Origin of the sequence: Phreatobacter sp. (assembly GCF_051860605.1) — a bacterium.
Classification (GTDB): Bacteria; Pseudomonadota; Alphaproteobacteria; order Rhizobiales; family Phreatobacteraceae; genus Phreatobacter.
In genome coordinates this window covers 93,442-115,172 of sequence record NZ_JBHYDR010000009.1, presented here as the reverse complement: position 1 = coordinate 115,172, position 21,731 = coordinate 93,442, and the positions used below count along the sequence as shown (strand labels likewise).

At 67.6% G+C, this 21,731-nt stretch carries 20 protein-coding genes and 1 pseudogene; 9 read left to right on the top strand and 12 right to left on the bottom strand.

Going from position 1 to position 21,731, the window contains the following annotated elements; translation table 11 throughout:
- Positions 1-13: 13 nt before the first annotated feature.
- Positions 14-970, bottom strand: a complete 957-nt coding sequence (locus ACTIFS_RS16110; protein ID WP_439575138.1) for an OmpA family protein — start codon at positions 968-970, stop codon at positions 14-16.
- Between the two features lie 213 nt (positions 971-1,183).
- Here ACTIFS_RS16110 and ACTIFS_RS16105 point away from each other — a divergent pair, with 213 nt between their 5' ends.
- The gene (locus ACTIFS_RS16105; RefSeq protein WP_439575137.1) at positions 1,184-2,314 is read left to right on the top strand and encodes a helix-turn-helix transcriptional regulator; all 1,131 of its coding nucleotides are present in this window, start codon (positions 1,184-1,186) and stop codon (positions 2,312-2,314) included.
- An 18-nt stretch (positions 2,315-2,332) separates the two neighbouring features.
- On the opposite strand, the gene ACTIFS_RS16100 is transcribed toward ACTIFS_RS16105, so the two are convergent.
- Positions 2,333-3,133 carry a response regulator gene (locus ACTIFS_RS16100; RefSeq protein WP_439575136.1) on the bottom strand — a complete coding sequence of 267 codons (801 nt, stop codon included), beginning with the start codon at positions 3,131-3,133 and terminating at the stop codon, positions 2,333-2,335.
- A gap of 139 nt (positions 3,134-3,272) precedes the next feature.
- Between ACTIFS_RS16100 and ACTIFS_RS16095 the strand changes: the two genes are divergently transcribed.
- Both ACTIFS_RS16095 and ACTIFS_RS16090 read left to right on the top strand, forming a co-directional pair.
- The gene (locus ACTIFS_RS16095; RefSeq protein WP_439575135.1) at positions 3,273-3,809 is read left to right on the top strand and encodes a prolyl-tRNA synthetase associated domain-containing protein; all 537 of its coding nucleotides are present in this window, start codon (positions 3,273-3,275) and stop codon (positions 3,807-3,809) included.
- Between the two features lie 290 nt (positions 3,810-4,099).
- The gene (locus tag ACTIFS_RS16090) at positions 4,100-4,420 is read left to right on the top strand and encodes a 4a-hydroxytetrahydrobiopterin dehydratase (RefSeq protein WP_439575236.1); all 321 of its coding nucleotides are present in this window, start codon (positions 4,100-4,102) and stop codon (positions 4,418-4,420) included.
- A gap of 8 nt (positions 4,421-4,428) precedes the next feature.
- Here ACTIFS_RS16090 and ACTIFS_RS16085 read toward each other — a convergent pair whose 3' ends face one another.
- From ACTIFS_RS16085 to ACTIFS_RS16075, 3 genes are all read right to left on the bottom strand, one after another.
- Positions 4,429-5,397 carry a hypothetical protein gene (locus ACTIFS_RS16085; protein ID WP_439575134.1) on the bottom strand — a complete coding sequence of 323 codons (969 nt, stop codon included), beginning with the start codon at positions 5,395-5,397 and terminating at the stop codon, positions 4,429-4,431.
- Between the two features lie 21 nt (positions 5,398-5,418).
- A complete protein-coding gene (locus tag ACTIFS_RS16080; protein ID WP_439575133.1) occupies positions 5,419-6,204 on the bottom strand; it encodes an SDR family NAD(P)-dependent oxidoreductase in 786 nt (261 codons plus the stop codon).
- Positions 6,205-6,313: 109 nt separating this feature from the next.
- Complete coding sequence (locus ACTIFS_RS16075) at positions 6,314-7,045, bottom strand: rhomboid family intramembrane serine protease (RefSeq protein ID WP_439575132.1); 732 nt, start codon at positions 7,043-7,045, stop codon at positions 6,314-6,316.
- Between the two features lie 164 nt (positions 7,046-7,209).
- Between ACTIFS_RS16075 and ACTIFS_RS16070 the strand changes: the two genes are divergently transcribed.
- Entirely contained in the window at positions 7,210-8,373 is a 1,164-nt protein-coding gene (locus ACTIFS_RS16070; RefSeq protein WP_439575131.1) for a trans-sulfuration enzyme family protein, read from the top strand.
- Between the two features lie 5 nt (positions 8,374-8,378).
- On the opposite strand, the gene ACTIFS_RS16065 is transcribed toward ACTIFS_RS16070, so the two are convergent.
- The 3 genes from ACTIFS_RS16065 to ACTIFS_RS16055 form a co-directional block, all read right to left on the bottom strand.
- On the bottom strand, positions 8,379-8,873 hold the full coding sequence (locus ACTIFS_RS16065; protein ID WP_439575130.1) for a hypothetical protein: 495 nt from the start codon (positions 8,871-8,873) through the stop codon (positions 8,379-8,381).
- A 129-nt stretch (positions 8,874-9,002) separates the two neighbouring features.
- The gene (locus ACTIFS_RS16060; protein WP_439575129.1) at positions 9,003-10,682 is read right to left on the bottom strand and encodes an acyl-CoA dehydrogenase family protein; all 1,680 of its coding nucleotides are present in this window, start codon (positions 10,680-10,682) and stop codon (positions 9,003-9,005) included.
- 91 nt (positions 10,683-10,773) lie between these two features.
- Positions 10,774-11,646, bottom strand: coding sequence for a DMT family transporter (locus ACTIFS_RS16055; RefSeq protein WP_439575128.1), 873 nt, complete (start codon positions 11,644-11,646; stop codon positions 10,774-10,776).
- Between the two features lie 1,123 nt (positions 11,647-12,769).
- On the opposite strand from ACTIFS_RS16055, the pseudogene ACTIFS_RS16050 reads away from it, so the two are divergent.
- A pseudogene (locus ACTIFS_RS16050) lies at positions 12,770-13,816 on the top strand (methyl-accepting chemotaxis protein); the annotation flags it as partial.
- Positions 13,817-13,885: 69 nt separating this feature from the next.
- Here the strand turns inward: ACTIFS_RS16050 and ACTIFS_RS16045 are convergent.
- On the bottom strand, positions 13,886-14,236 hold the full coding sequence (locus ACTIFS_RS16045) for a RidA family protein (RefSeq protein ID WP_439575127.1): 351 nt from the start codon (positions 14,234-14,236) through the stop codon (positions 13,886-13,888).
- 184 nt (positions 14,237-14,420) lie between these two features.
- Here ACTIFS_RS16045 and ACTIFS_RS16040 point away from each other — a divergent pair, with 184 nt between their 5' ends.
- Positions 14,421-14,852 carry a TerB family tellurite resistance protein gene (locus tag ACTIFS_RS16040; RefSeq protein ID WP_439575126.1) on the top strand — a complete coding sequence of 144 codons (432 nt, stop codon included), beginning with the start codon at positions 14,421-14,423 and terminating at the stop codon, positions 14,850-14,852.
- A 5-nt stretch (positions 14,853-14,857) separates the two neighbouring features.
- Here ACTIFS_RS16040 and ACTIFS_RS16035 read toward each other — a convergent pair whose 3' ends face one another.
- Together ACTIFS_RS16035 and ACTIFS_RS16030 are read right to left on the bottom strand one after the other, a co-directional pair.
- Complete coding sequence (locus tag ACTIFS_RS16035; protein ID WP_439575125.1) at positions 14,858-15,916, bottom strand: patatin-like phospholipase family protein; 1,059 nt, start codon at positions 15,914-15,916, stop codon at positions 14,858-14,860.
- A complete protein-coding gene (locus ACTIFS_RS16030; protein ID WP_439575124.1) occupies positions 15,916-16,701 on the bottom strand; it encodes a 3-hydroxybutyrate dehydrogenase in 786 nt (261 codons plus the stop codon). Before ACTIFS_RS16030 ends, ACTIFS_RS16035 begins: the two co-directional genes overlap by 1 nt.
- A gap of 148 nt (positions 16,702-16,849) precedes the next feature.
- Between ACTIFS_RS16030 and ACTIFS_RS16025 the strand changes: the two genes are divergently transcribed.
- Positions 16,850-17,347, top strand: a complete 498-nt coding sequence (locus tag ACTIFS_RS16025) for a transcriptional repressor (RefSeq protein ID WP_439575123.1) — start codon at positions 16,850-16,852, stop codon at positions 17,345-17,347.
- Here ACTIFS_RS16025 and ACTIFS_RS16020 read toward each other — a convergent pair whose 3' ends face one another.
- A complete protein-coding gene (locus ACTIFS_RS16020) occupies positions 17,348-19,432 on the bottom strand; it encodes a methyl-accepting chemotaxis protein (RefSeq protein ID WP_439575122.1) in 2,085 nt (694 codons plus the stop codon).
- Between the two features lie 170 nt (positions 19,433-19,602).
- Here ACTIFS_RS16020 and ispG point away from each other — a divergent pair, with 170 nt between their 5' ends.
- Both ispG and ACTIFS_RS16010 read left to right on the top strand, forming a co-directional pair.
- Positions 19,603-20,865: a flavodoxin-dependent (E)-4-hydroxy-3-methylbut-2-enyl-diphosphate synthase gene (ispG, locus tag ACTIFS_RS16015; protein ID WP_439575121.1), complete on the top strand. Its 1,263-nt coding sequence runs from the start codon at positions 19,603-19,605 to the stop codon at positions 20,863-20,865.
- A gap of 2 nt (positions 20,866-20,867) precedes the next feature.
- On the top strand, positions 20,868-21,725 hold the full coding sequence (locus ACTIFS_RS16010; RefSeq protein WP_439575120.1) for an SDR family NAD(P)-dependent oxidoreductase: 858 nt from the start codon (positions 20,868-20,870) through the stop codon (positions 21,723-21,725).
- Positions 21,726-21,731: the final 6 nt, after the last annotated feature.

The following is a 21,731-nucleotide window of genomic DNA, read 5'->3' as shown; positions in this document are numbered from 1 at the left end:
GGAGGGCCTCTTTCTAGCGTGAGACCAGTTCGACGCGCCGGTTGCGCGCACGGCCCTCATCGGTGCCATTGTCCGCGACCGGCCGCTGGAGTCCCTCGCCGGAGGCGGCAAGCCGGTCGGCCGTGATCCGGTGGCGCGACACCAGCGCTGCCACCACGGCCTCGGCACGGCGCTGCGACAGGCTGAGATTGTAGGCGGCGCTGCCCTGATCGTCGGTATGGCCGATCACGGCGAGCCGCAGTTGCGGACGCGTCGCCAGCAGCCGGGCGATCTGTTCCAGCGTCGCATCGGATTCCGACTTCAGATCCGCCCGGTCGAAATCGAACAGAATGCTGTAGAGGTCCACCCGGCCCGTGCGGTCGAGTTCCTCGCCCATCTGGTCCGAGGTCTTCACCTCGATCCGGCCGGTCTCCATGGGCTTGCCCTGGACCACATGAACGAAGGCGGTTGCGCGCTGCTGCCGTTCGCCGACAAAGATCACGACGTGGACGGCTCCGTCTCCCGTCTCGCGCTTGGCCAGCACATAGCGGGCGCGATCGAAATAGATCATCGAATTGGCATTGTCGGCATCGACCATGGCGCCGATCCTATAGACGTTGCTGCGGTCCGGCACCTGCAGGCATTGCGTGTCGGTGCAGGCGAACAGCGTCGTGAATCCGTTCTGCCGCAGCGCCTGCTCGTAGTTGCGCAGCACCTCGAGCGACGACCGTCCTTCCGGGATCGTATAGCGGATCCGGGTCACGGCCCCTTCGAGCTGGAGCCAGGACGGGCTCGATTCCTTCGGCTGGTCGGGGTTCATGGCGCGTGTCAGCAGCCATGCCTCGTCATAGGCATTGGAGGAATAATAGGCGATCTGCGACCCGGCATACCGGCCGACAAGCGGGTGGTCGGCCGATCCCGCGATATCCGCCGTGGCGGGTGCCGTAGCAGCGAGGGCGAACAGCGTCGCACCCAGGAAGGCTCGGATCATTGTCGTCTCCTGCAGCAAAAGAACGGTCGGCTGCAGGATGCCGGCGCCGTGGCGTGACGCATCCCTCATTCGAATGAGAGGCACGCGGCGATGCCGTCACCGATCGACGGATTGGGCAACATGGCGGTGCGGACGCACCACCGTTCGGACGGCCACAGGCTCTACGATGCACCTGGGAGGGGCTGTCGGGGAGGCGCATTGCGAGGCCCGCGCATGAGTGAACCCACGCTCGGTACCGTCATGGCCGCTGTCGACGGGCTGGTCGCTGCAGCGGGCGATCCCGCGGTCCTTCCAGGGGCAGTCGAGGATGTCCGCCGGCTGTTTTCCGGCTCCAAGGCCTGCCTTGCGCGTTTCGGGACCGACCTCGACGTCGGCGATGCCATTGCAACGGATGTCGATCCGGGCCTGCAGCGGCGGATCTCGGGCGACCTGAAGCCCGACTTTCAAGTGCTCAGCGCGGCGATCGAGCGCGTTCCGTTCGGCTTGGTCTATCAACTCCACTCGGTCGCGGGCCGCGAATGGCTGATGAACACCAGGGCCTTCCACGAATGGTTCGCCCCGCAGGACATGTATGACGGGATCGCCTGCCGTCTGGTCGGCGACCCGCAGTCCTACTGGTTCTTCGACGTCCAGCGGGGCAAGTCCCAGCCCCGCTTCGATACGGCCGAACGCGACATGCTCAGGCTGCTGTCTCCGGTCCTCACCCGCACGATGGAAGTTCGCCGCCATCTGGGCAGGGTGGAACTCGATCGCGACATGGCGCGAGACACGCTCGACATGCTCGCCGACGGGGTCGTCATCGTCGACCGGGACCTGACCATCATCCATGCCAACGATGCCGCCGAGCGGCTCATCACCGCCGTCCGCTCCGCCCTGCTGACCCGCCGCGGGCGGCTTGCGGCGCGGCAGGGGGACGACCAGCGCGCCCTGAAGGCGATCGTTGCGGAGACCCTTCTCGCGCACGATTCGCCGCTGCGGCGACACAGCAGCAGTTTCGTCGCGAGGGCCGGCGGCAGGGAACAGCCCGCGCTCTCGATCTGCGCGCTGCCATTCGCTGGACTTCGCTACCCCGGCCGTGTGGTCATCGCCATCAAGCCGCTGTCCGGCCGGCCGGACATGACAGACCACCTGGCGAGGCTCTTCGGCCTGACGCCGGCGGAGGCACGTCTGGCCGGCCTGCTGGCGGCTGGCACGACCGTGGCGGATGCCGCCTCCACCCTCGCTGTCCGACTGTCGACGGTGAGGACCCATCTTGCGCGGCTTTTCCAGAAGACCGGAACGCGCCAGCAGAGCCAACTCGTAGCTCTCCTCAACAGCGTGTCGCCGCCCTTCCCGGCGGCGTGAGCGACGACGGCGGGGCGCCTACCGGCGGTAGCGCGTCGCGTCGCCATCGCGATAGGGCAGGTCGAGACCGTAGATGCCGTGGAAGATGGCGTCGAGGTCCTGGCTGGTGAAGGGCTTCTTCAGGACGGCGGTCACGTTGAGGGCCGCATAGGTGGCGATCGCGGCCGCGTCGCTCGACATCAGCACGACACGCACCTGCGGATTGTGGGCGCGCAGGATGCGCAGCGTGTTCGGGCCGTCGAGGCCGTCCATGTTGATGTCGAGGATGACGATATCCGCCGGCTGGCGGGCATAGGCCTCGAAGGCGCTGACGCCGTCGCCGGCCTCGTCGATGGTGAGATGGAACACCGATTCGGCGAGGATCCGGCGGATCAGCTTCCGCTGTGTGCGTGAATCATCGACGATCAGCACGCGGGTCAGCATGGAGACGCGCTCGTAGGTGGCCAGAACCTTGTGGATCGCCTCGGCCTCGACCGGCTTGCGCAGATAATCATAGGCGGCGAGCCGGCGCATCCGCGCGATCTGCTCCGGATCGCCAATTCCCGACACCACCACGAAAAACGGCATTCGGTGGCCCACGGTGAAGGTGCGAACCACGTCTTCGCCGTGGATCTCGGGCATTGCGAGGTCGAGGAAGGCGAGATCGACAGGACGCGAGGTCAGGGCGTCGAGCGTCTGCTGGCCGTCAGCCGTCTCCTCGATCGTGACATGGCGATCAAAGGAGCGGACTGCAGAACGGATGAACTGCCGGGTCGTCGACGAATCATCAGCAATGAGCACGACCCAGGCAGGTTTTTCCACGAAATCGATGTCGGTCATGGCAGGTCAGGATGCTTTGGCCTCGCTGGAACAACGGGTAGGCGTATGTGCGCCCACATGCAAACCCGCATTGCACGCGGACGGTGACGACCTTGAACTGCGTGGCTATGAAGGCCGTCCGCATCATCGGGACGGCTCAATGACCGCTACAGCTGACACGATTGCCACCCGGCGCCGGGCCCTTTTCAGCCTGCTGCAGCGCCTGGGGATCGAGACGACCACTCACGAGCACCCGGCGGTGTTCACCGTTGCCGAGAGCCGGCACGTCAAGGAGACCATCGCAGGCGGGCATACCAAGAACCTGTTCCTGAAGGACAAGAAGGGCCGGCTGTTCCTGGTGGTCGCGCTGGGCGAGGCCGTGATCGACCTGAAACGGCTGCACGAGGTCATCGGGGCGTCAGGCCGGCTGTCCTTCGGCCCCGCGGACTTGCTGGAGGCGGTCTGGGGCGTCACGCCGGGCTCGGTCACACCGTTTGGTGGCATGTTCGACACGGACCATCGCGTCACCGTGGTGCTGGATTCGGCCATGCTCGATCATGCGATCCTCAACTATCACCCGCTCGAGAACACCGCGACCACCAGCATCGGCCGCGATGACCTGATCCGCTTCCTCGCCGAGACGGGCCACCCGCCGGCAATCCTTCCCGTCAGCCAATCGGCGAGCGCCGGGGCCTGATGCTTTGGGCGCCGTTCACGGCCCCGTCATGAGCGCCACCTTGCGGCCCTATTTCGGCCCCCGTGGGGTCAAGACGGGGGGAGACCCTGCGATTGTCGACTCGTCGCCCGCCTGTGGTGCTCTGGACTCTTCAGCCCCCCAGCCCCCCGGAGCGTCAATGGTGCGGGACGAGCGCCGCCGGTTCTGCCGGTGGTGACAACGTTCGGTCATCCCCTCCGACACGAACGTGCGGGCCGGTGCGCCCCGCCCCGCTTTTCTTTGCGCTACCCTTTGCTCACCGCCGCCCTATCATCGAAGACCGGAACGGGGACAAAGCCATGGCAGACAGATTGACGGGTGAGGGCCGGGCGGCAGGGCTCGCCAGCCTTCCGGACTGGGCCGAGGTGGACGGACGCGACGCCATCCGTCGCCGGTTCGTGTTCCGCGACTTCTCGGAAGCCTGGGGCTTCATGTCCCGCGTGGCGCTGGTGGCCGAGCAGATGGACCACCATCCCGAATGGAGCAATGTCTACCGGACGGTGGATGTCGTGCTGTCGACCCACGACGCCGAGGGCCTGACGGACAAGGATGTTCAGCTGGCAAAGGCGATGGACACGATTGCAGGGCGCTGAACCGCCATCTAGCGGTCGCAGGTCCAGGTCATGACCGGCAGTCGCGCCTCGCGCTCGTTGACGAAGCCGCGGGCCGAACGACCCGGGACCTCGACCTCCACCAGCCGGTTCGGACCGAAATCGATCACCTGCCTGAGCACGAGTTTCTCGCCGGGCTCCAGGCGAACCACCGGCTGTCCGCCGACCGGCGCGTCGATCAGGTCTGCGCCTTCACCGCCCACTTCGATCTCGAAGGTCCGGCATCCGGGTTGAACGGCCGCCTGCTGCTGGGGCGGCGCGGCCGGTGCCGGCGCAGCCGGCTGCTGCTCGAGCGGCGGAACCGTGATGGGCACGGTCCGCACCACGCGCGGGGTCTCCGGTCCGGGCTGAGCGGTGGAGCGGGTGGCATCGCCGGGCCCGTTGAGCGTCAGCATCGCCGCGATGCCGAGCGCCACGACGGCAGAGCCGGCCAGCGCGACCAGCACCCACCGCAGCCGGCGCGGTGAGGAATCGGGCACCTGCAACGGGGCCACCCCGCCGCGCCGCGCGGCGTCCAGGTCCTTCTCGATATCCGAGAGGGCCGTCAGATGGGCGATCTGGGCATCGAGATAGTCGAACCAGCCCTCGAAATCGAAGGGGCCGGGCTCGGCGGCGCGATAGGAGCGGTCGAGCCCGTCGAGGGTTGCCCTGAGTTCGATATGCGGGCCGATGGCCGGCGCGCCGATCTCGGTGCCGAACCGCGTGATGGCGATGGCAAGGTCGTTCTCGGCGCGGGCGATGACATCGCGCAGCGCGTTGCGCGTCTCCTGGTTGGTGCGGGACGCGAGCGCCTTCAGGGCATTCGGCGGATCGTTGACGAGCTTGAGGTCGGCCGCCGCCCGCTTCAGTGCCTCCTCGATGGTCGCCGCCGGCCTCGCCAGCCCACCCACCCGCGCTCCATGGGCATCGAGCACATGGAAGCGGTAGCGGTAGGCCGAGACGAGGGGGGAGACGTCCACGAAAGGTTCCGATTCAGCCGGTCATCGCGGCGCCATGCGGATCGCGCCATCAAGGCGGATGGCAAAGCCGTTCAGCATGTCGTTGTCGATGATGTGCTCGACCATCTTGGCATATTCCTCCGGCTTTCCGAGCCGGGACGGGAATGGCACCTGTGCCTCCAGCGATTGGCGCGCCTCGGGCGAAAGCGTGTCGAAAAGTGGGGTGTGGAAGAGGCCGGGCATGATCGTCATCACGCGGATGCCCTCGCGCGACAGGTCGCGCGCGATCGGCAGGGTCATGCCGACGACGCCGCCCTTGGAGGCCGAATAGGCGGCCTGGCCGACCTGGCCGTCCTCGGCGGCGACCGAGGCGGTGGACACGATCACGCCGCGCCCGCCATCCGGTGTCGCCGGGTCCAGCGAGGCCATGCCGGCCGCGCATTTGGCGATCATCTGGAAGGAGCCGATGAGGTTGACGTGGATGATCTTCGTGAAGCTGGCGAGATCATGCGGAACGATGCTGCCCGTGGCCTTGTCGCGGCTGATCGTCTTCTTCGGCGGGCCGATGCCGGCACAGTTGACCAGGATGCGCTCGATGCCATGGACACCGCGTGCCTTGGCAAGGCCGGCATCCACCGAGGCCTCGTCCGCGACGTTGACCTGGCACATGACGCCGCCGATCTCGGCCGCCACCTTCTCGCCGCGCTCGACATTGAGGTCGAAGATGGCAACCCTGGCACCATGGGATGCGAGCCGGCGCGCCGTCGCCTCACCCAGGCCCGATGCGCCGCCCGTGACAATGGCGGCGGTGTCCTTGCCGATCTGCATAAGCTTCCTCCAGGTTGCGCGCAGTGGCCCTGCGCCCGTTCGTTCGGGGTGCCAGCGTCTTAGGCGAAAGGTCGCGCCGAGGCAAAAGGTCCGAAGGGCAGGGGGCGGATCAGGTCCTGTGCAGCGGAAAGTGGGGCACGGTGACGGCGAGCCGCCGCTCGCGACCGAACAGCGGGATCGAGCGGTCCTTGAACACGGCCACCAGCGCGAAGCCAGCCGCGAGCCCTCCAATATGGGCCCACCAGGCGGTCACCCCTCCGGTCGAGACCACGAGATAATAGACCTGCAACGCCACCCAGGTGCCGAGCGCCAGCCAGACGGGGATCGTGATGGGAATGATCTTGAAGGCCAGGCCGAAGACCCGGACATGTGGATAGAGCAGGAGATAGGCCGCGAGCACCCCCGACACGGCGCCGGACGCTCCGACCAGGGGTGCCTGCGAGGCCGGGTTCAGCAGGAGGTGCGCCCCTCCGCCAACCAATCCGCAGATCAGGTAGAAGGCAAGGAACCGCACATGGCCCATGGCGTCCTCGACATTGTCGGCGAAGACCCAGAGGAACAGCATGTTACCGATCAGGTGCATCCAGCCGCCATGCATGAACATGTAGGTCAACCAGGTCGCCCAGGTCGGGACGGCCACCAGATGCGGGGCCAGCGCAGCCCGCTCCGTCACCACGGCCGGGATGAGGCCATAGCCAAGCGCATTGGCATTGGCGGTCGGGGTCGGAACCAGCCCGGTGGTGAGCAGGAAGATGATGACGTTCAGCCCGATCAGCGCGAACGTGACATAGGGCGCGCGGATCAGCTTGTGGGGGTTGTCGTCGGAGAGCGGCAGGAACATGGCGCAAGGTTAGCGCGGTCTGCGCAACCCTGTCATGATGTCAGTTGCCTGTTTTCGGACATGCGCAGCCGAGACTTGATTCCAAGATGTGAGAAATCTATTCCGGTATCGTGGAGCGGCCGTGCCGCCCGCATCGTCCTCCCTCTGTTTCCGGACCCAGCCGCATGACCGACCGCTCCCCCTCGCAAGGCCTCGACAGGCGCACGCTGGCCGCGCAGGCGCTTGGCTGGGAAGAGCCGGAAACCCATGGCGTCGTGACGCCCATCCACGTTGCGACAACCTATATCCGCGACCCCGACAACCAGTACCGCAACGGCTTCATCTACGGCCGCCCCGACAACCAGACGGTTCGCCAGTGCGAGGCGGTGCTGGCCATGCTGGAGGGCGGCGCCGAGGCCATGGTGCTCGGCTCGGGCATGTCGGCGGCGACCGCCGTGGTCATGGCGCTGCCCGCGGGCGCGCATGTCGTGGCGCCGACGGTGATGTACTGGGCCCTGCGCAACTGGCTGATGAACGATGCGGTGGCCTATGGCTACACGACCACCTTTGTGGACACGACCGACCTTGCGGCCGTGAAGGCCGCGGTCCAGCCCGGCAAGACGAAGCTCGTCTGGCTGGAGACGCCGTCGAATCCGCTCTGGTCGGTCTCCGACATCGCCGGGGCCGCCGAGATCGCCCATTCTGCGGGGGCCATCTGCGCCGTGGACTCGACCGTCGCAACACCTGTCTTCACCCGGCCGCTGGCGCTCGGTGCCGATATCGTCATGCATGCGGCGACCAAGTATCTCAACGGCCATTCGGACGTGGTGGCCGGCGCGCTGGTCGCGCGCGAGGCCAACGAGTTCTGGGCGAAGGTCCGGCGGGTCCGCTCCATGCACGGGCAGATTCTCGGTCCCTTCGAGGCCTTCCTGCTGATTCGCGGCATGCGCACGCTTCACGTCCGCGTTGAGGCGCAGGCGAAGGCCGCGCTGGCCCTTGCCGCGAAGCTCGAGGCGCACCCGCTGGTCGCCGAGGTGCTGTATCCCGGCCTGACGAGCCATCCGCAGCATGCTCTGGCCGCCCGGCAGATGCAGGGCGGCTTCGGGGGCATGATGTCGATCCGCGTCAGGGCGGGCGAGCAGGCGGCGATCTCCACCGCCGCGCGCGTGGAGCTGTGGAAGCGGGCAACCTCGCTCGGCGGCGTCGAGAGCCTGATCGAGCACCGCGCCTCGATCGAGGGCGCCGGCTCGCCCTGCCCGACGGACCTCCTGCGCCTGTCGGTCGGCCTCGAGACGGTGGACGACCTCTATGCGGACATCGACAGGGCGCTGAGGGCGGCAAATGCCTGAGGCGCTCAGGGCCGCGCCACCCAGCCGCCGGGATGAAAGGCGCGCAGCGCCCGCATCCCCACCCAGAGCATGACAGCAATGAGCAGGACTTGCGCGATGGCGAAGGGTGCCTCGCTTTGCGTCGGCGCGAGGCGGTGCAGCACCTCGATCTTCATGAAGGCCTGCGCGATCAGAACGAACAGCAGCAGATAGAGGCTCGCGACAAGGCCGATCGCATAGATTGCGCGCCATGGCCCGACGAAGTGAAAGACATATTGGGCAAGCAGCGTCGCCGCGAGCACGACGAGTGCGATGGCGCCGACGATGTGCGACGGCAGCACGTGGCTGAACGGGAACAGGAAGCCCGTCGCGCTGGTGATGACGGCCGTTGCGAGGAAGACCTCCGTCCAGAGGGCCGGCAGCGAACCGGCCGTGACGCGCAGGACCACGACGATGCCTGCAAGGATGGCGGCAAAGCTGACGAGGGTGTGGAAGCCGACGAGAGTGAACGGGTTGAACATCGGGGGGCTCCGGCAGCGCTGGCAAAATGCGCGCTGGCACGTTGCGCGCTCGGGCCGATGCAAGCATGGCCCGTGCCGATCCCGAAAGCGCGTGGGAGCGCGTAGTGCGCCGCCACCCCTTCGGCGCTCTCAGTTTCCGCCGTCCAGCAGCCGCCGCGCGATGACCTGCGCCTGGATCTCGGCCGCGCCCTCGAAGATGTTCAGGATGCGGGCGTCGCAGAGCACCCGGCTAACCGGATATTCCAGCGCGAAACCATTGCCGCCATGGATCTGCAGGGCATTGTCGGCGGCCGCCCAGGCTACGCGCGCGCCAAGCAACTTGGCCATGCCGGCCTCCAGGTCGCAGCGCCGGTCCAGGTCCTTCTGGCGCGCCGAATAATAGGTCAGCTGGCGGGCGATCATGACCTCGACCGCCATCATGGCGATCTTGTCGGCGACGCGCGGGAAGGCGATCAGAGGCTTGCCGAACTGGATGCGCTCCTGGGCGTAGCGCAGCCCGAGGTCCATCGCCGCCTGGGCAACGCCGACCGCGCGAGCCGCCGTCTGGATCCGTGCCGCCTCGAAGGTTTGCATGAGCTGCTTGAAGCCCTGGCCCTCGACGCCGCCGAGCAGGTTGTCGGCCTTCACCGCGAACCCGTCGAAGGAGATCTCGTATTCCTTCATGCCGCGATAGCCGAGCACCTCGATCTCGCCGCCGGACATGCCCTCTGCGGGGAAGGGGTCCTCGTCCGTGCCACGCGGCTTCTCGGCCAGAAGCATGGACAGGCCCTTGTAGCCGGGCTCGTCCGGATTGGTGCGCACGAGCAGCGTCATCACGTCGGCGCGGACCGGATGGGTAATCCAGGTCTTGTTGCCGTAGATTTTGTAGGTGTCCCCCTCGCGGACGGCGCGCGTCTTCAGCGAGGCGAGGTCGGAGCCGGTGTTCGGCTCGGTGAACACGGCGGTGGGAAGGATCTCGCCGGTGGCGATCTTCGGCAGCCAGTAGTCCTTCTGGGCATCGGTGCCGCCGGCGAGGATCAGTTCGCAGGCAATCTCGGAACGGGTGCCGAGCGAGCCGACGCCGATATAGCCGCGCGACAGCTCCTCGGAGACGACGCACATGGATTCCTTGCCGAGGCCCATGCCGCCGAAATGTTCGGGCAGAGTCAGGCCGAAGACGCCGAGTTCGGATAGCTTGGCGATGACGTCCAGCGGAATGTACTCGTTCTTCAGGTGCCATTCGTGGGCATGGGGAATGACCTCGGCCAGCGAGAACTTGCGCATCTCGTCGCGGATCGCCTCCAGCGTCTCGTCGAGCGCGGGTTCGCCGAAATGGCCGGAGGATTCCTGCTCCTGAACCAGCACTGCAAGGCGGGCCCGGTTCGCGGCGGTGTTGCCGGTTGCGATCAGCGTGTCGCAGGCGCCGGCAAAGCGCCTCGCGATGTCGGAGGCGGAGAGGCCGAGATCGGCGGGGCGGACCGTCTCGCCCTGGCTCATGGCAATGCCGCCGAGGATCTGCGCGAGATATTCGCCGAGCCCGATGCGGACGATCAGGTCCTCGATCTCGCCGAACTTGCCCTGCGCGCCCAGCCGCTCGGCATAGGATGCAAGCTGGCGAACGCTCTCCACATAGGTCGCCAGCCACGAGAGCCCGTGGGCGGCGCGCTGCTCGCGCTCCAGCGCGGCACTGGAGATGCGGCCGTTTTCCGTAACCAGCATGCGGACAGAAGCCACAGCATCGGCGAGGATTGCGTCCGCGGCGACGACAGCTCCCTGGGCGAGGTCCAGGAGGGGGGGCGGCTGGTCCTTGACGGCGAGAGCGGGGCTCATGGTCGGCTCCGGACGGGAGAGGGAGGGATGTTGCACCGCAAAATAGCGCAGACGGCCCGTGCTGCAATCCGGCGAAAGACTAGGGGCCGGTTCAGGCCGGGCGTGTTGCCAGCCACACACCGGCGGCCGTGACCGCCATGCCGGCGAGCTGGACCGGGGTCAGCGTCTCGCCGAAGAACAGGAAGGCCATCAGGGCCGAGACGGCCGGGACCAGATAGATATAGGCGGCGGCCCGCGAGACCTCGCCGCGCCGGATCAGGTAGAGAAACAGCCCGATTCCGCCGACGGACAGCGCCAGGACCGACCAGGCCATGGTCAGAACCAGCGTCTGGTTCCATTCCGCCTCGACAGCGCCGAACAGGGCCAGCAGCGGCAGGACGCCCAGGGAGGCCGCCACATATTGCAGGAAGGTGGTGGTGCGCATGTCGCCACCGGAGACGAAGCGCTTCTGGTAGAAGGTGCCGGCCGTCACCGCGACCATGGCGCAGAGGTTCACGACCAGCGGGGTCACGATGGCGTCAAAGGCCGTGGCCGAGACGCCGACCAGCTTTGGCGCCAGCACGAGAATGACGCCGAGGAAGCCCAGCGCCACGCCGAGAACCTGGCCGGGCGTGATGCGCTCGCCAAGGATTGCGGGTGCGAGAAGGGCGGTCATCACGGGCTGAAGGCCTGCCATGATCCCCGAAACGCCGGATGGCACGCCGTTGCGGACCGCCCACCATACGCCACCGAGATAGAGCGTGTGCAGGAGCAGGCCCGACACCATCGCGTGGCCGACCTCGCCGCCGGAGCGTGGCCAGGGCGCCCGCATGACCAAGGCAATGAGACCGATCACCGCCCCCGCCAGGGCGAAGCGCAGGAACAGGAACCACAACGGATCGGCGTAGCGGGCCGAGAAGCCCGCGACGATCCAGCCCGTCGACCAGAGGATCACGAAGAGGAACGGGGCGAGACGGGCTGCCAAGGACGTCGATGCTCATGAATCGGGCGGGCACCGTAACGACCGCAAGGCCGCGCGGCAATTACCCCTACGTCACCTTAAAAACGTCTGCAGCCACGCCATTTCTCTGGTTTCAGCAGAGCCGAATACCGTGGCGATATGGGTTCCTTAACCAATCGCTACGACAGTCTACGCGCCCATAACCGCGGATGCAGCCATGATTCCGATGCCTCGACTTTCGATCCGATTCAAGATCGCGCTCATGGCGCTTGTCCCGATCGCCGGCGTCGTCGCAGCCGGTGCCACGTCCTGGTACGGCCAGCGCTCAGCAGCCGCGGCGTTCCAGTCCTACGAGGCCTATGCGGAGCTCGCGACCGATGCGAGCCGGGTCAAGGCGAGTGTCCGCGACCTGCGCTATGCGGCAATCGATTTCGCCGAGCGCTACAATGCCGGCGCCTCGACAGCCTTTGCGCAGGCGCGCGTCGAGGCCCTGATGGCACTGCGCCAGATCCGCGCCAAGCCCGAGGCCGCCCGGTTCACTGCCGATGTCGACAAGGCCGTGACCCAGCTTCAGGACGCCCAGCAGGTCTTCGGCTTTGCCACGGCGACCGTCGAGGCGCTGGGCATGACCGAGACGACCGGGCTGACCGGCAAGATGAACGAGTCGGTCCAGCAGCTTGAGGTTCTCGCGCGCCGCGTGGCGCAGAACTTCGACGATGGCGCCGGCATCCTGGAGCAGGTGCTCCAGATGCGCCGGCACGAGAAGGATTTCATCATCCGGGGCGAGGAGAGCGATCTCGAGCTGTTCCGGCAGGCGCGTACCAAGTTCGTCAACGAGGTGTCCCGCTCGGTCATCGCCCCGTCGATGAAGACCGATCTGATGAAGGCCGGCGAGGCCTACTGGCCGGCGCTCGATGCCTATGTCGAGGGCCAGCGCTCGGTGCAGAGCACCAACGAGCAGCTCGATGCCCTGCTGGTGGGCCTCGACCAGACCACCAACCTGATGGTCTCGGCAGCCGGTGACGGTCGCACCCGTGCAGCGGAGCAGCGCATTGCCGCCGAAGTCGTTACCCGCAACTGGGTGATCGGCATCGTCGTGTCCATGCTGCTGCTGTGCGGGGTCGTCGGCCTCGGCCTCGGCCGGACCATCACCCGCCAGATCAGCGGCATCACCGGCGCGATGCGCACGCTGGCCGCCGGCGATACCAATGTCGAGGTCCCCGGCACCGAAGCCACCGACGAACTCGGCGAGATGGCCCGTGCGGTCATCGTGTTCCGCGACAATGCCGTGGAGCGCGAGCGCCTTGCCGCCGAGCAGGTCGCCGAGGCCGAGGCACGCAACCGCCGCGCCAATGCGGTCGACGGGCTGATCCGGGGCTTCGAAGAGGCCGTGGACCGCTCGCTGACCTCGCTGCGCTCCGCTTCCGGCGAACTGGACGGCGCCTCCGACAAGCTCGACGATGATTCCGGTGCAGTCAGCGACCAGGCGACCCTGGCCTCGCAGGCCATGGACCAGGCGGCCGGCTCGGTCGCCTCGGCCGCCGCTGCTGCGGAGGAGCTTGCCGCCTCGATCGCGGAGATCGCCAGCCAGGCGTCCAAGTCGACCGAGGTTGCCGGCACGGCCGTCACCGAGGCCGAGCGCACCGCACAGACCATGGGCTCGCTCGCCTCGGCCGCCAGCCGCATCGGCGAGGTGGTGAACCTCATTCAGGCGATCGCGGCCCAGACAAACCTCCTGGCGCTCAACGCCACCATCGAGGCGGCCCGTGCGGGCGAGGCCGGCCGCGGCTTCGCGGTCGTCGCGTCGGAGGTGAAGAACCTTGCCAGCCAGACGGCGCGCGCGACCGAGGAGATCGCCTCCCAGATCGGCGCCATCCAGGAAGCCTCGGGCGATGCGGTCGATGCGATCGACAAGGTCAGTTCGGTGATCGGCGAGATGCGCCAGATCGCGGCCTCGGTGGCAGCTGCGGTCGAGGAGCAGAACGCGGCGGTGTCGACCATTGCCGAGGCCGCCAACCGGGCCTCCGACGAGACGCGCGGAGGCGCCGAAGCCATGGGGGTTGCCGGCGGTACGGCGCAATCGGCGCGCCAGACGGCCGGCGCGGTCCGTTCGCTGTCCGGCCGGCTCGGCGACGAGGCACAGGCTCTCGAAGGCGAGATCCGAACCTTCCTGGATGGCGTTCGCGCCGCCTGATCTGCCGAACTTCCAGCAAAAAAAGGCCGCGGCACCTGGTGCCGCGGCCTTTTCATTCGGGAGACGGCCCTACTTGGCCGCGACCACCATGATCTCGACCGTATATTGCGGAGCGGCGAGCCTGGCCTCGACCGTGGCACGGGCCGGGGTGTGGCCCGCAACGACCCAGCCGTCCCAGACGGCGTTCATCTCGGCGAAGGTCGACATGTCCGACAGCCAGATGTTGGCCGACAGCAGGTTCTGCTTGGAGGTGCCGCACTCGGCCAGCAGGGCGTCGATGGTGGCGAGGATTTCCTGCGTCTGTTCGGTGACGGACTTGCCGGCCGCCTTGTGGGCAACCTGTCCGGCCAGATAGACGGTGTTGCCGTGGACGACGGCGCCGCTCATGCGCGGGCCGACCTGTTTGCGCTCGATTGCCATGATCTTTCTCCCTGAATGCCGGCCCGAAGCCCGGGCCGTGTCCTTAGCCCGGCGGCGCGCTGCGGCCAAGCCATCGGCCGGGCAGGGCCCATGCCGGGTGCGCGCGACTGGACCGGTTCACGCCCTTCCGCCCCTTGCCTTGGCGCCGCCGGTCTGGAAAATCGGCGACGGAGGCTGACCGACCATGCTCGACCGGTTCTTTTCGCTCTTTGCCGACTCTGCCAGCGAACTGCCGGAGCCTTTCGGCGAGGGCGACTACCGGCTGGCGGCTGCGGTGCTTCTCGTTCACGCCATGACGGTCGATGGCCGGGCGGCGCCCATCGAGATGGTGGTGCTGGAAGAGGCGCTCTCGACGGGCTTCGATCTCAGTCTCGACGATACGCGGCGGCTGATCGGGCAGGCGCAGGACGCCGAACAGCGCGAGGCCAACTGGACCGGATTTGCCGACATCCTCGCCCGCACCCTCGACGAGCCGTCGCGGCGGCGCATCATCGACATGATGTGGCGCGTGGTGCTGGCGGACGGGCGGATGCAGGAAATGGAGGAGGCGGTGGTCGAGCGCGCCGCGCAACTGCTCGGCGTGCCGGTTCCCGACCGGCCGGGCGGCGCCGGCTGAGCGGCTCAGGCCCAGACCGCCGCCAACTGCTCGTCCAGGTCGAGGGTCGAGCGCACGCCGATGTCGTCGAAATGGCTCTTGAGGAAATGCCGGGCCGCGCGGTGGCCGGCCTCGCGCAGCTTGAGCAGGAAGTCGTAGTCGGTGTCGGCCTTGGAACTGGCCGTCAGGTCGGCGAGGGCGTCGCTCAATGCGATGCGATGGACATTGATGTGGCGATACTGGCCCTTGTCCCGGCCACGCACCAGCTTGCCCTCGTCGATCAGCCGCGCGACGAAAGCCGCGGCCCTGAGCTCGCCCATGAGCGGTGAGTTGAAGGTGATCTCGTTGATGCGGTTGGTGATCTGGCGTGACGAGGTCGGCGTCTCGTTGCGCAGCACGGGGTTGAGCTGGACGATGACGATGTCCTCGGCCTCCGTGGTGCGATAGAGCGGGAACAGGGCCGGATTGGCCATGTAGCCGCCGTCCCAGTAGGGCACGCCATCGATCTCCACGGCCCGGAACAGGTTGGGCAGGCAGGCCGAGGCCATGACGGCCCGGCAGGTCAGGCTCTCGCGCCGGAACACGGTCAGCTTGCCGGTGCGCACATTGGTTGCCGAGACGAAGACCTGCAGCGGTTCGTAGGCCGCCAGCCTGTCGAAATCGACGAAGTGGTTGATCAGGTCCTCGAGCGGATTGATCTCGAAGGGATTGAGGTCGTAGGGCGAGAAATAGCGCTGCATGGCGCTGGTCCAGGCCTCCATCAAGGAGCCTTCGAAGGGCATCACGGAGAACAGCCGGTCCAGAACCCGGCGCTGCGCGGCCGGAAGGCTGCCATCGCGGGAGGCGGCCTGCCAGAAGCGCGCGAGCCGGTCATGTGCCGCCTTGCGCCCGCCCTCCGCCATTCCGTCGGCGAACAGCACCGCATTGACGGCACCGGCCGAGGTGCCGGTGACACCGTCGATGACGATGCGCTCGTCGCCCAGGAATCCGTCCAGCACCCCCCAGGTGAAGGCCCCATGGGCGCCGCCGCCCTGCAGGGCGAGGTTGATGCGGCGCGGCGGGGCCGGCGGCGCTGGCGCGGCCATCACGCCGCGGTCCAGCCGCCATCGATGACGTTATTGGCGCCGGTGATGTTCTTCGCCGCATCCGAGCACAGGTAGAGCACCAGGGCCGCGACCTCGTCGGTCTGGACGAACTGCTTGGTCGGCTGGGCGGCGAGCAGCACGTCGTTCATGACCTGCTCGCGGGTGAGGTTGCGCGCCTTCATCGTGTCGGGAATCTGCCGCTCCACCAGCGGCGTCCAGACATAGCCGGGCGAGATGCAGTTGGCGGTGATGCCGAAGGTGGCAAGCTCCAGCGCGATCGTCTTGGTGAAGCCGGCAAGGCCATGCTTGGCAGCGACATAGGCCGACTTGAAGGGGGAGGCGACCAGCGAGTGCGCCGACGCGATGTTGACGATGCGGCCATGCTTGCGTGCCTTCATGCCGGGCACCACGGCGCGGGTGAGATGGAAGGCCGCGCTCAGGTTGATGGCGATGACGGCGTTCCATTTGTCGACCGGGAAATCCTCCACCGGCGAAACATGCTGGATGCCGGCATTCGAGACGAGCACATCGACCTTGCCGAAGGCGCCCTCCGCTTCGCCGACCATGGCGGTGATCTCGTCCGGCTGCATCATGTTGGCCGGGGAGAACAGGATGGTACGGCCGGTCTCGGCCGCAAGCCGGGCGCGGGTGGCCTCGATCTCGGCCGCGTCACCGAGCCCGTTCAGCATCACGTCGCAGCCCTCGCGCGCGAGGGCCGTGGCAATGGCAAGGCCGATGCCGCTGGTCGACCCCGTGACGATCGCGCTCTTTCCCTGCTTGGACATCGTGCCTATCTCCCTGATGCGGACATTGTCGGTGTGGCCGGCATGATGGCGCCGGTTCCGCATTGCAGCAAGCCGGTGACCGGCGGGCGGCTTCGGCAGCGGCCTGTGACATGCTATCAGGACGGAACAGGGAGCGAAGGGCCGGACCATGCAGCGCGCGCGCCATAGCCATGACCACGCCTGCGAGCACGGGGATCCTCCGGTGGACGCGCTGAAGGTCGCGGAGGCGCGCTGCGCCGAGAAGCGGCTCAAGCTGACGCCGATCCGGCGCGAGGTGCTCCAGCACCTGGCCGGGTCACCCGCGCCGCTCGGCGCCTATGAACTGATCGAGCGGATGCACCGCGACAGCGGCCGGCGTCCGGCGCCGATCAGCGTCTATCGGGTGCTGGACTTCCTTCTCGATGCGGGCCTGATCCACCGGATCGAGAGCCGCAACGCATTTGTCGCCTGCGCGCACCGGCACGAGCGCTCCGACCTCGTGGTGTTCATGATCTGCGATGCCTGCGGCTGCGTCTCGGAGGCGCCGGGAGCGACCGTCGAGCGCGACCTCGACACCATTGCTAAGAAGGCCGGCTTCGCGCCGGCCTCCCGCGTGGTGGAGATGTTCGGCCGTTGCAGCCATTGCGACGAGGCGGGTACGGGCTGATCAGGCTGCCTTCAGCGCTCCGACGAAGCTCTCCACTTCCGCCTGCAGCGTTCCGGCATGGGACGACAAGTCGGTCGCCAGGGCCATGAGTTCGCCGGCGGAGCGGCCGGTCGCCTGCGCCGCCTGCCCGACATCGGCAATCGTGCCGGTGACGCCTGTCGCCGATTCGGCGGCGCGCTGGCAGTTGCCGGCTATCTCGCCGGTCGCCGCGCCCTGTTCCTCGACGGCGCTCGTGACCGCTGAGGTGATGGTCCTGATCTCGTCGATGGTGGCCGCGATCGAGGCGATCGAATCGACTGTTGCGGCGGTGGCTTCCTGGATTTCCGAGACCTTGGCGGCAATGTCCTCGGTCGCCTTGCCGGTCTGCGCGGCAAGGTTCTTCACTTCCGAGGCGACGATGGCAAAGCCCCGGCCGGCCTCGCCCGCGCGCGCGGCTTCGATTGTCGCGTTGAGCGCCAGAAGGTTGGTCTGATCGGCAATCGCCTTGATCAGGTTGACGACGTCGCCGATCCGGTCCGCGGCGCCGGCCAGTGCCCGGATCTGCTCTTCGGTCTTGCGGGCGCCCTGAACAGCCTCGTCCGCGCTTTCGGCCGAACGGACCACCTGTCCGGTGATCTCGCGGACGGAGGCGGCCAGTTCCTCGGTGGAGGCGGCGACCGTCTGCACGTTGATCGAGGCGTTTTCCGCCGCGCCGGCGACATCGCCTGCCTGGCGGGTGGTTTCCTCGGCGGTGGTGGACAATTCCCGAGCTGCGTCCTCGACGCGCGACGAGGCGACCGTGAAGCTGGCCGCAAGCTCGCTCATCTTGGCAACGAAATCTTCCGCCACGGCATTGCGGCGGGCGAGGCGCTCTGCCTCGGCCGCGCGGGCGGCGTCCTGGGCTGCGCGCGCCTCCTCGGCCTCGGCCAGACGGTCGCGGAACACGCCCATGGCGGCGGCCATGCCGCCGACCTCGTCGGTCCGCTCGCGGCCCGGAATCTCGGTGTCCAGGCGGCCCTCGGACAGCGACTGCATGGCGGACGTCATGCCGGCGATGGGCCCCACGATCATCCGGCCCAGCAGCAGGGCGATGACGAGACCCGCCGCAAGCGAGACGAGGGCGGCGACGATCAGCATGGTGGACAGCTGCGAGGCCTGCCCGCCGGCAGAGTGCGTGCCGGCATTGAGCATGGCGATCTGGGTGTCGATCAATCCACCCGAGCGGCTGCCGTTCGCATCGGCGGTTCCTTCCAGAGCCGTCAAAATCCGGCCGGTCAGCGGCAACACTTCCGAGCGCATCAGCGCCATGGGGGCATTCCAACCGGCTTCACCGCGCAGGGCGAGGATATCTGTCGCACCGAACTGGATGGCGGCCATGGCCGCGCGGACCTTCTCGAGGGCCTGGTTCTGCTCCGTGGTCAGCGTGCCGCTGAAGACGGTGATGTCGCCGAGCCGTTCCTGCGCCCGTTTCCACGATTCCTCGAACTGCTTTTTCTCGGCATCCCGTCCGAGATGGACGTAGCTGCCGAGATCGCGCACCGCCGAGAGCGTACGGGCCTGCAGCGCGACCAGGAACGACATGACCATTTCGGAGGCGTTCGCGCCCTTGTCGATCTCCCGGGCGACGAGGGTTGCCAGCGTCTCCTCCAGGGCACCCAGCCGAGGCACGATGTCCTGCTCATAAGCGGTGAGGGCCGGAAACTGCTCGGATGTGCCGATCAGGTTCAGGACGCGCCTCTGGCTCGCCTTCATCTCGTCGAAGACCGGCCGAGCCTCCGTCCAGCGTGCGCGGTCCTCCTCGCGAACGAAGCTGGCCGCGTAGCGGTCCATGGCATCGCGATCTCGCGCGATCTCCTCCCAGGTCTGCTCCCAGAGCGCGGCGTTCTGCTCGCGGGGGTCGATGATCTGGTCGCTGACCACAAGGCGGGCCTGGTTGACGGCCGTCACCAGCCGGGCACCAAGGAGCGCGGCGGGGGCGCGAATGTCGGCGACGGTCCGCACGCTGTCGGCAATATAGCGCGCCTTCCAGAACGAGAGCGCGGCGCTGGCGGCCGAAATGGCGATGAGGGCGGCGAAACCGATCAGCAATTTTCCGCGCAGTTTCATGGCAGCCACAGGCATTCCCCCACATTATTGTGGAGCGCAGGACACCAGATCATGGTCAATTTTCAGTTAAATGAGCGTCCCGGCATGCATCTGGCAGGCGCCCGCGCGGACGACGCTGGCGCCGGTCGGCGCAAGGCGTTATGTGCGGGTCGACAGCGGAGATCGGTTGCATGTCGCAGGGTTTCGGCGTGAAGGCACGGCATCGGACCGTCGGCGTCGTGGTCGGGCAGGGTGCTGCGGCCGTCCGGGTCGGCGCCGGCGCCCCCGTCGTCGTCCAGTCGATGACCAATACGGACACAGCCGACATCGAAGCGACCGTCCGCCAGGTGGCGGCGCTGGCGCGGGCCGGTTCCGAACTGGTCCGGATCACAGTGGACCGCGACGAGAGCGCGGCCGCGGTGCCGCATATCCGCGACCGGCTGATGAGAATGGGCGTCGGCGTGCCGCTGGTCGGCGACTTCCACTATATCGGCCACAAGCTGCTCGCCGACCATCCTGCCTGCGCGGAGGCCCTCGACAAATACCGGATCAATCCCGGAAATGTCGGCTTCAAGGACAAGAAGGACCGTCAGTTCGCGATGATCGTCGAGAAGGCGATCGCGCATGGCAAGACCGTCCGGATCGGTGCCAACTGGGGCTCGCTGGACCAGGACCTGCTGACCCATCTGATGGACGAGAATGCCCGGCAGCCGGAGCCGCTCGATGCCCGGGCGGTGATGCACGAGGCCATGGTGCAGTCCTGCGTGCTGTCCGGCGATCGGGCCGTCGAGATCGGACTGCCGAAGGACCGGATCATCCTTTCCGCCAAGGTCTCGGCCGTGCAGGACCTCGTCTCCGTCTACCGCATGCTGGCGGCGCGCTCCGACTACGCCCTGCATCTGGGGCTCACGGAGGCCGGCATGGGCTCCAAGGGCATCGTCGCCTCCTCGGCGGCGCTCGGCATCCTGCTGCAGGAGGGCATCGGAGACACGATCCGCGTGTCGCTCACCCCCGAGCCTGGCGGCGATCGCACGGTGGAGGTGAAGGTCGCGCAGGAGATCCTGCAGACCATGGGCATCCGCACCTTCGTGCCGCTGGTGGCGGCCTGTCCGGGATGCGGTCGCACCACCTCGACCCTGTTCCAGGAACTGGCCCAGGACATCCAGGGCTTCATCCACACCTCCATGCCCGAGTGGAAGACGCGCTATCCGGGCGTCGAGGCGCTGAATGTCGCCGTCATGGGCTGCATCGTGAACGGACCGGGCGAATCCAAACATGCCGATATCGGCATCTCGCTGCCGGGCACCGGCGAAAGCCCGACGGCCCCGGTCTTCGTGGATGGCCAGAAGGTGGCGACCCTGCGCGGACCGACCCTTGCCGCAGATTTCAAGGCCATGGTCATCGCCTATATCGACAAGCGCTATGGCGGCGGGTCCTCGCAGGCGGCGGAATAGGCATGCGCTCCTGCGTGATTACCGGCGTCTCGTCCGGCATCGGCGAGGCGATTGCCTCGGATCTTGTCGCCCGGGGCTGGCGGGTTTTCGGCACGGTCCGCAGTCCGGAGGATGCGGACCGGCTGGGCAGCGCGCTCGGGCCGGGGTTCACGGCGCTGATCGCGGATGTGACGGATGCCGACAGCCTGTCGCGTGCGGCGGCGACTGTCTCGACCGGCCTCGACGGCGAGCCGCTCACCGGACTCGTCTGCAATGCCGGCGTCTCGCTGCCCGGGCCGCTGCTGCATCAGCCGCTGGACGAACTCGATCGCCAGTGGAAGGTCAACGTGCTCGGCCAGATCGCGACCGTGCAGGCCTTCGGGCCGCTGCTCGGCGCACAGGAGGGTTTCGCCGGCAAGCCGGGACGCATCGTCATGATGTCATCGGTGTCAGGCCGGCTGGTCTGGCCCTTTGTCGGCGGCTATGCGGCTTCCAAACACGCGCTGGAAGCGGTCAGCCACGCCCTGAGGCGGGAACTGATGCCGTTCGGCGTGGATGTGGTGATCGTCGGGCCGGGGCCGGTCGATACGCCCATCTGGGAGAAATCGGGTCGGGCGATCGACCGCGTGCGCTACCAGCCGACCTTCTACGGCCCGATCATCGAGCGTTTCGAGAAGGCGGTGCTGGAACGGGCAGCCGACGCGCTTCCGGCCTCGGCCGTGGCTGACACCGTCCATCTGGCGCTTACCGCCGACAAGCCGAAGGCCCGCTATGCGCTGACCCGCGCGATGCTGATGAACTGGTACCTGCCGCTGATCTTGCCCGATCGCTGGCTGGACAATCTGGCGGCAAGGCGCCTCGGGCTGCTGCCACGCAAATAGCGGCCG